Consider the following 13559-nt stretch of genomic DNA (forward strand, 5'->3'; position numbering starts at 1 on the left):
ACCATAGCCTCTAATAAATTCATTCAGAAAATGGAATATTTTGAAAACCTTATAAATGAGTTTCCTTTTTTATGGAGTATTATGAAATTCCTTATTATAATTCTGTTTGTATTCTTCATAATAAATTATTTAAGGAAATATCTAAAAAAGAAAATTCCGAATTTAACTGTACGTTATAAATCTCAAAAAGGGGTTGAAATTATTGGGTATATTGTATTATTGATTATCATAATCATCTATTTTACAGGAACTATTAAAGATTTTACTGTAATAATTGGTTTATTTACAGCAGGATTGGCTTTTACCTTACAGGAACTAATTTTAAGTATTGCAGGTTCTGTCTATATCTTTCTAGTAAAAGTATATACACCTGGAGATCGAATTGAAATTAATGGCATAAAAGGAGATGTAATTGATGTAGATAGTATTTACACAACAATGATGGAAATAGGACAATGGGTTAACAGCGATAATTATACAGGGAGAATTGTTAAATTAAGTAATGCCTTTGTTTTTAAAGGGCCAGTATACAACTACTCTCAAGATTTTCCTTTTATTTGGGATGAATTTAATTTACCTATAAGATATGGTTCTAATATAGATTTGGCAAAATCAATAATTATTAAAACCGCTACAGAAACACTTTCAGAATATACAATGAATTCCAAAGCACAATGGAATGCTGTGGTTAATAAATATTATATTGAAGATGCACAAGTAGATCCTACTTTAGCAATTACACTTACAGATAATTGGATACAATTCAACCTAAGATATATTGTCGATTTCAAAAAAAGAAGGCTTACAAAACATGTTTTGCATGATAAAATTAGAAAAGAAATTGAGAAAACAAATGATGCTGTTATTCTAGCTTCTACCACTTTAGAAGTGATAAAAATTCCAGATGTAAAAATTGATTTAAAAACGCCAATTAATACTTAAATATATGTTCACATTTAAAAATTTTAATATTGCAGATTGGTTTTCATTTTATCGAATTTTTGCTGCACCTTTTTTACTACTCTTAATTTGGTTTGATGTACAATTACTCTTTACGTGGTTTTTATTAATCAGTTATTTAACAGATGCCATTGATGGATATCTTGCTAGAAAACTAAAAATAACGAGTGCTAGAGGCTCTCAATTAGATTCCATTGGCGATCAAATAACATTGGTTATTGGGCTTATTGGCTTGTTATGTTTCGAAACCAATTTTATTCAAAAAAATTTAGTTTTAATATTAATTGTATTTACTCCTTATCTATTACAAATGATTATTGCTTATATTAAGTACGGAAAAGCCACTGCTTTTCATACTTATTTTGCAAAACTTTCTGCCATTTTACAAAGCGTTTTTATTCTTTGGGCATTATTTTTTTCTCCAGAATACAGTCTATTTTATATAATGATAATCATAGGTTTATTAGAAACTTTTGAAGAAATTACACTCATTTTTATGTATGATAATTGGGCTTCTGATGTAAAAGGTATTTACTGGGCACTTAGAGATAAAAGACGATTAAAGAAAAAATTATAGATGAAATCATATTCGTTTTTTACAATTATTCTCTTATGTATTGCCATCTTAATTGTAGATATATTTGCTTTTTATTGGCTACAAACTATTACACAATTCATTATTTCTGATATTTTAAGAAATATTATCTATATCCTCTTCTGGACTTTTACATTAGGATTAATTACAGCTATTCTGATAATAAAATTAAGATTAGACAATATAAATCCTACAAAAAAACAATTGCTAATTTCTTCATTTTATGGACTTGCTATTTCTTCATTTATTCCAAAACTTATTTTTGTAATTATAATTTCAATATTACATTTTACAAATTATTTACTTTCTGAAACTGCTTCATTAATTTTTGTTCCTTTAGTAGGATTATTTTCTGGGTTCTTACCTTTTTTTGTTATTCTATATGGCATTTTTAAATCCTTGTATCATTTTAAAATTCACACTCATAAACTTCACTTTAATAAGTTGCCTAAATCCTTTAGTGGATTAAAAATTGTGCAAATTTCTGATATCCATATTGGTAGTTTTAATAATCAATTTTCTATTTTAAATAATGCTATCGAAAAAATAAATTCATTAAACCCAGATTACATTTTTTTTACTGGAGATTTAGTAAATAACTATGCTTGGGAATTAATTGGATGGGAAAGAATATTTAATAAATTAAAGGCTAAAAAAGGAAAATATTCCGTTTTAGGAAATCATGATTATGGAGATTATAGCGAATGGGATTCAAAAGAAAAAAAGAAAGAAAATTTTGAAAAAATTAAACAATTTTACACAGATATTGGTTTTAAATTATTAATGAATGAAGCAACTGTTATTGAAGATAAAAAAAATAACAAAATTGCCATAATTGGAGTAGAAAACTGGGGGAAACCTCCTTTTAAACAGTATGGAAATTTGCAAAAAGCACTCCAAAAAGTTCAAGAAATTCCTTTTAAGATTTTATTATCTCATGACCCTTCTCATTGGGCAGAAAAAGTCATTGATAAAACTTCCATTTCGCTCACTTTATCTGGTCATACACATGGCATGCAAGCTGGTTTTCAATTTAAAAATTTTCAATGGAGTCCTATAAAATTAAAATACAAACATTGGGCTGGCTTGTATAAACATAATAATCAAATTTTATATGTGAATAGAGGTTTAGGTTGGTTAGGTTTTCCTGGCAGATTAGGAATGAGACCAGAAATTACACTTTTCGAAATTCTTAACTGATAAATATCATTGTTTTTATTTCATGTATGAACTAATTTAGTCCAAGAATTAAAAACCAATATCATGAGACAAAGTTTAAATCAAAAAGAATGCGCTACGCTTTTAGCAGATAATTATATTGGTTATTTAGGTTATATCTCTAAAAATAGTCCTTTTATTGTGCCCATAACTTATTTTTTTGATGGAAAAAAAACAATAATTATCTATTCTTCTGAGGGACACAAAATAAATGCAATGCGTAAAAATAATAACGTTTCTCTTCAGGTTTCAGAAATAAAAAATATTGATAATTGGAATTCTGTTTTAGCTCACGGAAATTTTGAAGAGCTTTCTGGTATTGATGCAAAACATAATTTACATGAATTTGCAGATGGTATTAAAAATATTATCCTAAGAAAAGAAGAAATAAATTTACATTTTATTGGTGAGTTTTCAAGCAAAATAAACAAAGAAGAAATTCCTATTGTTGGTAAAATTACTATAAATGAGTTAACAGGAAAAACCAGAATTAATTAATAAAGATTTTACGGAATCAAATTTACCCATAATCACTAAATTTACAATTTTTAAGAGTTGCATATTACATCCATTAAGCACGAAATTATCCTCACAATTTTTATCTAGATTTTTAACTTAAAGTATAATTTCTTGTCTAACTATATTATTATTATTTTTATCTTAAATCAGATCAAGTCCAAAAGTTGTGGAATAAAGATAAAAAGCAGAATTTTTGGACTTAATCCTGATTTAATTAGTTTTATGGGTTTGATAGAAAAGCAAAAACCCTTTAAAACATAAGTTTTAAAGGGTTTTGATGATTATTGAAAATCTATCAGCGGAGAAAGAGGAACTAACCATACAATGTTAATTAACTAAAATACAGATAGATACATAGTTTAAAAAACTATAGGTAACCGAATAGTAAACCTTTAATTTAGTCTTTAATGTACTCATTTACGATATCCTCCTGAATACCAGAATACTCTGAAAACTCGTTTACAGTAACAAATTGATGAGGTTCTTTGTCTAAAAAACTTTTTATATCATTTAATAACTTGCGACCATAACGTTCACTGCGCCCTGTGATGCGCTGAATATCTTTTGGATATATACAAGCTCTTTTTGGATTCATAATACTTTATCTATGCTTTATCTATACTTTTTAGATAGTGCCACCATATTAAATCGGAAAAAATAACAGGTTTCGGAATGGTTGACTAATGATTTTTGATTTCTACTTTAAAAGTATGGTTTTTTGCCTAAACATAAAAATATAATATCATGGCAAAACAAACAGGAATTATCAAATTAAAGGGAACTATTGGTGGAATTTCTTTCTACAAAACTTCTGATGGGCATTTGGCTCGTGAAAAAGGTGGTGTGGATAAGAAGAGAATCCAGAATGATCCTGCGTTTCAAAGAACGCGTGAAAATGGCTCTGAATTTGGACGAGCAGGAAAGGGAGGTAAAGTATTACGTAATGCAATTCGTGTGCTTCTACAAAATGCAAAAGACAGAAGAGTGGTCTCTCGTTTGACAAAAATTTTGGTTGCAATTACCAAAACGGATATTGTTAACGAGAGAGGCTCAAGAACTTTACAAGAAGGAAACTTAAACCTTTTAGAGGCTTTTGAATTTAATTTGAATGGAAAATTAGGTGCTACTTTATTTGCTCCATTTACGAAAGCATTTGATAGAGTTACTGGAGAAGCAACTTTAGATTTAGCAGCTTTTTCTCCAACTGTTAGAATTGCAGCTCCTGCAGGAACAACACATTTTAAAGTAGTAATGGGAGCATCAGAATTAGATTTTGAGAATGAAACCTCAACTTTTGAAAATGATGAAACTGCAATTTTACCTTATACAGTTGCAGATACAGCTGCTATTGCATTATCAGCTTCAATTACTGCAAACTCAACATTACCTGTGGTTCAAGTTTTAGGGGTAGAGTTTTATCAAGAGGTAAATGGAGAAATGTACTCTTTAAAAAACGGCACATATAATGCCCTTTCAGTTACTATTATTGACAAGCCATAGGAATGGAGTTATTACTTCAAAGAGCTTATTTTAAAGAGGGTACTAATGGTACTCTCTTTTGTTCTGACAAATTTCTTTGTCATACGATTGAGTTGCCCTGGAAAAATAACAAACGAACTATTTCTTGCATTCCTGAAGGAGCATATCAAATTGAGCCAAGATTTTCAAAACGCTTCAAGCATCATTTGATTTTGAAAAATGTGAAAGGTAGAAGCTTTATTTTATTTCATCCTGCCAATGATGCTAAACGAGATTTAGAAGGCTGCATTGCTCCTGTAACTTACTTAAGTGGTATCGGAAAAGGTGTCTATTCCAGAGATGCGATGCAAAAATTATTGTCATTATCATATCAAGCTAAAGACCGAAAAGAAAAAATCTTATTAATTATTAAATCACAGAATTATGAAAATTATAGAACGTTATAAAAAACCTACTCCAAAATTTTTTAAAGTTTTAAGAAATATTGGTATTGCATTAGCTACTGCAGGAGGTGCAATTATTGCTGCTCCGTTAAGTATACCTGCAACCATCATTACCATTGCTACCTATATGACAGTGGCAGGAACTGTTGCCACAGCTGTAAGTCAGGCAGTGATAAAAGATGATGATACTTCAGAAAAGGAGAAAAATTCTAAAAAAAATGGATCATAATACAAAAGCCAGTTTTTTTGGTGGTTTATTTTTATCTTCAATTGTTCATATAGGTGTTGAAGATATAATTACTACCATTGTTTTGGCAATTGTGGGTGCAGTTGTGAGTTTTTTTGTTTCTGTTGTTTTAAAATGGCTTCACAACAAGGTTAAAATAAAAACAAAAAAATAACTATTGAAATTCAGAATTTCGAAATTGAATTCTAAAAATAATGTGTGTTTTTTCCTTAAAGAATGAGCTGAGGAAAAAACTCATTTAATTTTATCGTTTTTAAAGTTTGATAAACAGAGGCTGGTTAGCGCGTGGAGTTTATCAAACTTTTAAAATGCGAGCCCAATGGCGATTGAATTACATAATAATGGATTGAAAATCAAAAATTTACATTTTTTTTCGTATATTTAAATACTTTTTCAAATGAATCTAAATATTTAGATTTACAATTGTCGTAATTTTAACCCGCTTCTTGCCAGAAGTGGGTTTCTTTTTTTTAAATTAATTAAAGACGAAGTACGTAGTGCGTTGGCAGCAGCGAGAATAAGTGTGTAAATTTTTATTTGTACTTAACCACTTTTATTAGGTTTTATTAAAAGTGAATGCTACTACAACTTTTTTATATTACTGACTTCTATTATTTTCCTGAATGCTTTAAAAATTCCAACGCATTTGCTTTTAGTGAAAACGGTAACCGCTTAAATGTTTTAAAAATAAAAATTTATACTCTTATTGGCTTTTTTTGATTTTATAGGTGCTTTAAAAGAGACTTGAATATTACTGGACACATTTATATTTTACTACTTACTATTTATTGTACCCATAAGCACTTGTAAAAACAAATGCATTAACTACTGCCTGTTGTTAAAATATCAAATTGTTATTATTACTATCCTATATGCGTGTTGGATGTGCGGCTATTTTACATAATGGCGTTATAGTGCCTGGAGTTTTTACGAAAAAGCAGTATAACTGCGCATTATGTAAAGATAGCTTTGGGGAGTTTTGTGTTTTATGAAAACAATATTAAAGATTGCTTTTTACAGTTGTTTTTGAGTGTGCGAAAAAATCAGCTTTAAAATGCAAGTACCGCTAGAATATTAAAACTCTAAACTTGGAGTGGCGCGCGGAACAACACAAAAGACAGAGGCTTTTTGCTTTTTTGCAAAAAACTGGATTTTGTATTGTGGGGAGTTTATAATACCCTCTTAAACTTTTTAATTAGGGTTCTTTTAGAATAATGTAGGTTGTGTAAAATCTAATTATGTCGGGGTAAAATTGTATTGAGGAGCTAGTTCTTCATTATTTAACCAACGTTGCATATCGCTTTCTGTTTTTAAACTAAATGGCATTCTTAATTTTGTATTAAGAATTACACTCCCTACTCCCATTGCCTCTGTAGTTGTAATTGTATAGGTATTGTTTGTGTATAATCCTGCAAAATCAGATAATTGACTGTTAAAATCTATTTCGCATTTTATCTTTTCTTTGCCTCGATGCTGCCATTCATAAAAACCATTGATATGCTTGCTGGGTTTTGCAACAGCTCCTTCTTCTAATTACGCTTTGAATTTCTTTGCCACTTCTTTTATTATTTTATTTTGCTTGGTATGAAAACACATCTGTCGTTGTTGTTGTCGTTGTTGTTGTTGTTGTTGTTGTTGTTGTTGATGTTGTTGTGAATTGAGTACAATTTGCGTTATAATTACTTCTTCAATTGTTGTTTAAATTTACTTTTTTTTCCATTGATGAATACTGTGTCTAGTTAAAGATAGGGTTAAGGTTCTTTTTTCCTTTCATAGTAATCTTTGACCATGATCAGATAGTGACACTACCCTGGTAAATTTTTAGCACTGAATAATTCAATTACATAGTAGACCTTTTTTACCCTATTTATTTTAAAATCGTGTTCTAAAACGGGTATAGCTTAGATTGGATTATTTTAATAATTTACTTTACGCGATTTCGTTATTTTTTTTTATAAAAATAAAGACTTTATTAGACTAAAAAAACATTTCAATTTAATAAAAACACAACAATTTTTATAAAATTTATTTACAACTAATTTTTGATCAATTCTGCTTCTAATTCTTCAAGAGATTTTCCTTTCGTCTCAGGTAAAATTTTGATAAAAATTATAAAACCTAAAGAAGCTATAATTCCAAATATAAAAAAAGTTAACGCATTTCCAAAATTAGATAACTCCCATGGAAATATTAATTGAACTATAGAACTAATTAAAGAATTTACGAAAGCAATACCCCCAATTGCCAGACCTCTATACTTAATTGGATATAGCTCTGACAATAACACCCACATTACTGGCCCTAATGAAAATGCAAAGCATGCAATAAATCCTAAAATTCCTACCAAAATTAAGTTTGCATTTATATTGGCTGCAGCTTCTATAATTACACCATCATTTTTACTATAAATTCTATTACCTAATATAGTTTTTAAATCATCTTTAAAATCAACATCATTATCATAGACTTTATCAATTATTTGTAACAATTTTTGAGAATCTTGAAAATCAAACTGTTTTACTTTTTGTTCAGTTAATTGATAAGTTGCCTGATTAAAACCATAGGCGCATAATAATAAACTTATTGCTACACCTGCAGTGCCAATTAACAACAAAGGTCTTCTACCCATTTTATCAATTAAATACATGGCAATAAAAGTAAAAATTACCGTAATTGTACTTAATAAAATTCCAGATGAAAAAGAAGCATCTGTTCCAACACCTGTTTGTTTAAAGATAGATGTTGCATAAAAATAAACGGCATTGATTCCTGTAATTTGCTGTAAAATTCCAACAACTAAACCTACCATTAAAATAAAACGCAAAGAAGGTTTTAGTAAATCTTTAATTTTTAAAGTTGATTTGTTTTTTTCTGATTGTACATTTTTATCAATTGAAGCTATTTCTGATTCTGCTTTTACTTTACCATGAATTTGATGAAGTACTTCTTTTGCTTCATCAAATTTTTCTCTTAAATACAACCAACGTGGACTTCTTGGCACAAAGAATAAAAATATAAAGTATAAAAGAGCGGGTATTAATTCTACACCTAACATCCATCTCCAAACATTTTCATCAGTCAAAAACGTATCACCAGAAATGTTATATTTATTAAAGAAATAGTTGCTTAAGAAAGCAACAAAAAAACCAAGAACAATATTCAATTGCTGAATAGCAACTAATTTCCCTCTATTTTCGGCTGTTGAAATTTCTGCAATAAACATTGGTGCTAAAACCAAGGCTGCACCAAAAGCCAAACCACCAATCATTCTTGCAATATAAAGGATTTCGTAAGACCAAGCTAAAGCCGAAAAAACAGCTGAAATTGCATATAAAAAAGCAACAAAAAGCAACATTTTTTTACGACCAATCTTATCACTTAATCTTCCAGAAAATAGCATTGCTATCATTGCTGCAAAAGAAGGAGAACTCACTACCCATCCAGATTGAATATCACTTAAATTAAATTCAGGACCAGCGTAAGACATAACTCCTGAAATAATTCCTGCATCAAAGCCAAAAAGAAACCCACCCAAAGAAACTACAAAGGCAATAAATATTAATTTTTTGGTCATATAAATATTATTTTAATTAAGTGTAATTGTTTGAATTGAATGAGGTGGTATTTTTAATTTAGCTGTATTTAAATCAATTGTAACGGTATAATCTAACATCTTATTAGAAGTGTTCATAGCTATAATAGCAATACTATTATTTTTATTTTTAAAAGCCGTAGAAATAATACTATTAGAACTTGTAACGCTGCTTATTCTTTTTGCTCCTGGCCTTATAAATTTAGAAAAATGACCTATATAATAAAATGAGTTGGTAAAATTTAAATCCCCTGTTTGTGTGTTTCCATGCACTGGTGCAAAACATAAATTACCAACATGATTTGGACCTCCTGTTTCATCTAGAAGGATATTCCAATCTGTCCATGCAACAGTGCCGTTATTAAAATCTTTAATCATTGCTTTTCCATAACGTTCTGCTAATGATGGATCTTCATTTTCTAATCTTTCAAGATCATATCCTTCATTGCATCCTTCTGTAAAAATTAATTTTTTATCAGGGTAAGCTTCATTTACACTTGCTACATTTTCAAACATTGGGTTATCATCTTTCCAGTCTTCATACCAATGAAAACCGGTACCCCAAACATATTTTGCTGCTTCTGGATCGTTTAAAATAGTGCTAGCTCTTTGATATAATAAATCTCTATTATGATCCCAAACAATTATTTTTTTATCTCCTAAACCCTCTTTTTCTAAAGTTGGTCCTAAATAATCTTTTAAAAAGTCGCGTTCTTCTTCTGCTGTATAAATACAAGATTCCCAACGTTGCACTGCCATTGGTTCATTTTGAATTGAAAGGCCCCAAATTGGTATTCCTTCTTTTTCGTAGGCTTTTATAAATTTAGCATAATAATTTGCCCAAGGTTGGTAGAACTCCTTCTTTAATTTACCTCCTCTTAACATATTATCATTGGTTTTCATAAATGCAGGGGGGCTCCAAGGGCTTGCGTACATGGTTAATTGACCGCCTGCTGCTTCAATTGCTTTTTTGGTAAATGGAATTCTATATTTTCTATCATGCTCTATAGAAAAAGTATTTAATTCTTTATCATCCTCTTCTATATAAGTGTAACTTGCTTTTGAAAAATCGCAACTATGAATAATCGTTCTTGCTAAAGAATATCCAATACCTTTCTCTTCATCATAATAAGCCTCTAAAAACAATTCTTGATTTTCTTTTGTTAATTTATAAAAAGTTTCTGCAGAAGCATCTGTTAATGCTGCACCTATTCCTACAAATTCTTGAAACTCATTTTTAGGATCTACCATTATATCAATTTCAGTTTCTAAAGGCTGTTTAAAATCTGAAAATAAAATGGTGTCTGTTAGTGTAAGTTTTAATTTTGAGTTGTGAGCTGTGGTATACACTATTGCTTTTGCAGTTCTAATATCAAAAGAAATTTGTTCTTTATTATGATCTTTTTGATCATTTTTTTTTGATTCTTTACATTGAAAAAAACCAAAAGAAAGAAAAAGTACACAAAAATATAAGGCTTGTTTTTTTAAACTTTCTTTCATCTTTTTATTCTTTTAAAATTAAATTTATTGATAACTATTTACTATTCCTTTAATTGTTCTTATAGGTTAAACCAAACCCGAAATCGAACAATGGTTTTTTTGATTTATCCCAAAAATTGACCCCATATTTTTCGTTAAAATCTTCTACTGATTTTGGCCATGAATGTGGTAATTTCCCCTTAAAATCAAAATTACCAAAAAGAACTTCTGCGATTCCATCACCTTCAGAACCAGGCAACCAAGCTGCTATAAACGCATCAGATAAATTTATTTGTTTCGTTGTTACTAAAGGTCTTCCAGAAATTAAAACAACCACTGTTTTAACACCTTTTGCAGTGTAGGTTTCTATGTATTTTTGATGTTTTTCACTTAATGTAAGTCTGCGTTCTCCTTTGCCATCAGTTATATCTCCAAACATTTCTGCGTAAGGCGTTTCACCAACCACAATGATAGCTATATCTGCATCAAAATAATTTCCTTTAGCTTCTTTATCATAGATTACATCTGCGTTTGTTTTAGCTTTTATCCCATCTAAAATTGTAGTTGCACCTTTATAGTTTTCTCTTGTACCTTGCCAAGCCATTGTCCAACCTCCAGATTGCAATCCTGAATTATTGGCATGCTCTCCTACTACTATTATTTTTTTTATTTCTTGGCTTATTGGTAAAGTAGCATTTTCATTTTTTAATAATACCAAAGATTCTCTTACAGCCTGTCTTGCTTTATTTCGATGATTTTGACTGCCAATTTCAGAAATTAAAGAGGTTTTTGTATATGGATTTTTAAACAAGCCTAGTCTAAACTTTTGTCTTAAAATTCTTTTTACAGCATCATTAATTCTATCAATAGAAACTGCATCATTCGCAACTGCATTTTTTAATCCATTTTGAAATATATCTAAATCACCATCAACAGCCATTACCATATCTACGCCAGCATTAATAACCTCATTTCTACCAAACCTAGAATACCCTTTCCAATCGGTTATGACAATTCCGTCAAAACCCATGCTTTTTTTTAACGTATCGTTAATTAAAGCTTTATGAGTGTGCATTGGCATACCTGTTAACGTGTTAAATGAAGCCATTACTGCACCTACTTTGGCTTTTACTGCAGCTTTGTAAGGTGGCAATAATTTTTCTGAAACTTCTTTCATAGATAAAGACGTATTTCCTCCTTCTATTCCAAAATCTGTAGCTCCATCACCAATAAAATGTTTGGCAGTAGCCATTACTGTATGACTGTCTTTTAAATTTCCTTGAAGGCCTTCTATTGAAGCTTTTGCCATTTTACTTGTTAATACTGTGTTTTCTGAAAATGCTTCGTACACTCTTCCCCATTTTTCATTGTAAGGAACTGCAATGCAAGGAGAAAATGTCCAATTAAAGCCTGTAGCTTGAGCTTCTAAAGCCGTAATCTGAGCAACTTCTTTTACCAAAGTTGTATTTTGAGTTGCGCCCAAACCAATATTATGAGGAAAAATAGTTGCACCCTGAAATGTATTTTGACCATGAACTGCGTCTACGCCAAATAATAATGGAATTCCTAAACGCGTTGACAAAGCTTTTTCTTGCAAAGTTTTAAATCTGTTTTGCCATCCTAAAGCATCTTTCCCTGGATTTGGACCTTGGGTATGGATTACAGATCCAATGAGTTTTGTAGCAATATCATTATCTGAATCCATATCTGCAAAATGTCTTACTTGAGACATTTGTCCTATCTTTTCATCTAAAGTCATTAATGTCAATAATGAATCAACTTTGTTTTCAATGAGTCTATCTTCATCAAAATAAGTATTTTTTTTACATCCATTTAAAAATGAACTTAAAAAAACAATTGATAGCAAGTAAAACTTAGGGTTAATCCTGTATGGAATCATATAATTTTGTCTATAAAATTTTATTGATAAATTAGGTTTGTAAAGTTGATTTTTATAAAATTTAATGCTTATTTATATTCGTGTTTTACCCAATCAACTTCCATAACCCATTCTTTACCTGACATCGGTGAATCTGTAATTTTTGCAAAATTTAGAATCGCAAACATGGGTTCAGGGTATTTATCACCTTCGCCAACATTTCTATAAATTTCTTTATCATCAACTCTATATACCAAGTCACTACCTTCCCACTCAACAGAGTACTCATGATATTCATTTAGAGTAACATCGAAACCTTTTCTCAAGCTCCACCAATCACCTTTATCACATTCGCCTAAACTTTTAATAGCGCCTGCTGTAAAATGGTCTTTTTGATGATCTCCATGATGTTCAAAAATATCTATCTCACCAGAACCTTTTAAAGGCCAACAAATATTCTCATCTTCTTCTTGTACGGGTGACTCGTTATTTTGTGCACCTAAAATCCACCAAGCAGGAAACATACTTGGCTCACCATTACTACCTAATTTTAATCTAGCTGTCCATTTACCTTTAATAAATTCTTTTTTATTTTTAGATACAATACGTCCTGCTACATATTGTGTTTCTGGATGCTGTTTTCCATTTTTATCCAAGTTATCACAGGGGCTTGGTTTGCCAGTATCTACCACTTTCAATTTTAAGGTACCCTGACTCACTTCTCTTGTTCCAAATTCACCCTCTGGCACATAGCAATGTGTTTCATTATTTACCCAAATGCGTTGGTCTTGCCAGTTATTTGAATTAAATTTATCAAAATTGTCTAGAAAATCTACTTTCCATTCACTTGAAGTTTGGTTCTTATTTGAATCTTTTTTTTCTTTTGGTTTACAGGCAACTATTAGCGTTGCAATTAGCATTAGCGTTGCTAAATATCTTTTTTTCATTATATGGTTTTTAAATTATATTCTTTATAAAATATTATTTTTTTTATGAAGGACTCCGTTGCAAAACACCATTAATTGTCATATACAAATATCAAAATCAGTATTTTACTAAAAATATCAATATTAGATGAATCATTTTTTTGACTTTTTAAATCTGCTAAATTATCATCCATTTCTTCATCGCTATAAAAGGTTTTTTAC

Annotated in this window: 14 protein-coding genes; 8 read left to right on the forward strand and 6 right to left on the reverse strand. The window is 29.8% G+C overall.

Going from position 1 to position 13559, the window contains the following annotated elements:
- Positions 1-30: 30 nt before the first annotated feature.
- The 4 genes from LPB03_RS04900 to LPB03_RS04915 all read left to right on the forward strand — a co-directional run bounded on the left by LPB03_RS04900 (position 31) and on the right by LPB03_RS04915 (position 3271).
- The gene (locus LPB03_RS04900) at positions 31-942 is read left to right on the forward strand and encodes a mechanosensitive ion channel domain-containing protein (protein WP_065318995.1); all 912 of its coding nucleotides are present in this window, start codon (positions 31-33) and stop codon (positions 940-942) included.
- 4 nt (positions 943-946) lie between these two features.
- Complete coding sequence (locus LPB03_RS04905; RefSeq protein WP_065318994.1) at positions 947-1537, forward strand: CDP-alcohol phosphatidyltransferase family protein; 591 nt, start codon at positions 947-949, stop codon at positions 1535-1537.
- Complete coding sequence (locus LPB03_RS04910) at positions 1538-2755, forward strand: metallophosphoesterase (protein ID WP_065318993.1); 1218 nt, start codon at positions 1538-1540, stop codon at positions 2753-2755. It abuts the gene before it with no gap.
- A 63-nt stretch (positions 2756-2818) separates the two neighbouring features.
- A complete protein-coding gene (locus LPB03_RS04915; protein WP_065318992.1) occupies positions 2819-3271 on the forward strand; it encodes a pyridoxamine 5'-phosphate oxidase family protein in 453 nt (150 codons plus the stop codon).
- A gap of 418 nt (positions 3272-3689) precedes the next feature.
- Here LPB03_RS04915 and LPB03_RS04920 read toward each other — a convergent pair whose 3' ends face one another.
- Positions 3690-3887 carry a hypothetical protein gene (locus LPB03_RS04920; RefSeq protein ID WP_065318991.1) on the reverse strand — a complete coding sequence of 66 codons (198 nt, stop codon included), beginning with the start codon at positions 3885-3887 and terminating at the stop codon, positions 3690-3692.
- A gap of 149 nt (positions 3888-4036) precedes the next feature.
- On the opposite strand from LPB03_RS04920, the gene LPB03_RS04925 reads away from it, so the two are divergent.
- The 4 genes from LPB03_RS04925 to LPB03_RS04940 are packed head-to-tail and all read left to right on the forward strand — an operon-like array spanning position 4037 to position 5615.
- Positions 4037-4792, forward strand: coding sequence for a hypothetical protein (locus LPB03_RS04925; protein ID WP_065318990.1), 756 nt, complete (start codon positions 4037-4039; stop codon positions 4790-4792).
- 2 nt (positions 4793-4794) lie between these two features.
- Positions 4795-5217, forward strand: coding sequence for a DUF5675 family protein (locus LPB03_RS04930; RefSeq protein WP_065318989.1), 423 nt, complete (start codon positions 4795-4797; stop codon positions 5215-5217).
- Positions 5195-5443: a hypothetical protein gene (locus LPB03_RS04935; RefSeq protein ID WP_065318988.1), complete on the forward strand. Its 249-nt coding sequence runs from the start codon at positions 5195-5197 to the stop codon at positions 5441-5443. The genes LPB03_RS04930 and LPB03_RS04935 overlap by 23 nt, the downstream gene beginning before the upstream one ends.
- Positions 5433-5615: a hypothetical protein gene (locus LPB03_RS04940; RefSeq protein ID WP_065318987.1), complete on the forward strand. Its 183-nt coding sequence runs from the start codon at positions 5433-5435 to the stop codon at positions 5613-5615. The genes LPB03_RS04935 and LPB03_RS04940 overlap by 11 nt, the downstream gene beginning before the upstream one ends.
- Before the next feature lie 1082 nt (positions 5616-6697).
- Here LPB03_RS04940 and LPB03_RS16510 read toward each other — a convergent pair.
- The 5 genes from LPB03_RS16510 to LPB03_RS04960 all read right to left on the reverse strand — a co-directional run bounded on the left by LPB03_RS16510 (position 6698) and on the right by LPB03_RS04960 (position 13358).
- Entirely contained in the window at positions 6698-6958 is a 261-nt protein-coding gene (locus tag LPB03_RS16510; RefSeq protein WP_083187108.1) for an SOS response-associated peptidase family protein, read from the reverse strand.
- A 538-nt stretch (positions 6959-7496) separates the two neighbouring features.
- A complete protein-coding gene (locus LPB03_RS04945) occupies positions 7497-9035 on the reverse strand; it encodes a sugar porter family MFS transporter (protein ID WP_065318986.1) in 1539 nt (512 codons plus the stop codon).
- Between the two features lie 12 nt (positions 9036-9047).
- Positions 9048-10553 (reverse strand): glycoside hydrolase family 30 protein, encoded by a 1506-nt coding sequence (locus tag LPB03_RS04950; protein WP_065318985.1) that lies wholly within the window; start codon positions 10551-10553, stop codon positions 9048-9050.
- Between the two features lie 49 nt (positions 10554-10602).
- Positions 10603-12399, reverse strand: coding sequence for a glycoside hydrolase family 3 protein (locus LPB03_RS04955; RefSeq protein ID WP_231953137.1), 1797 nt, complete (start codon positions 12397-12399; stop codon positions 10603-10605).
- Between the two features lie 101 nt (positions 12400-12500).
- Complete coding sequence (locus LPB03_RS04960; protein WP_170324203.1) at positions 12501-13358, reverse strand: glycoside hydrolase family 16 protein; 858 nt, start codon at positions 13356-13358, stop codon at positions 12501-12503.
- Positions 13359-13559 lie beyond the last annotated feature (201 nt).

Origin of the sequence: Polaribacter vadi, from assembly GCF_001761365.1 — a bacterium.
GTDB classification, from domain to species: Bacteria; Bacteroidota; Bacteroidia; order Flavobacteriales; family Flavobacteriaceae; genus Polaribacter; species Polaribacter vadi.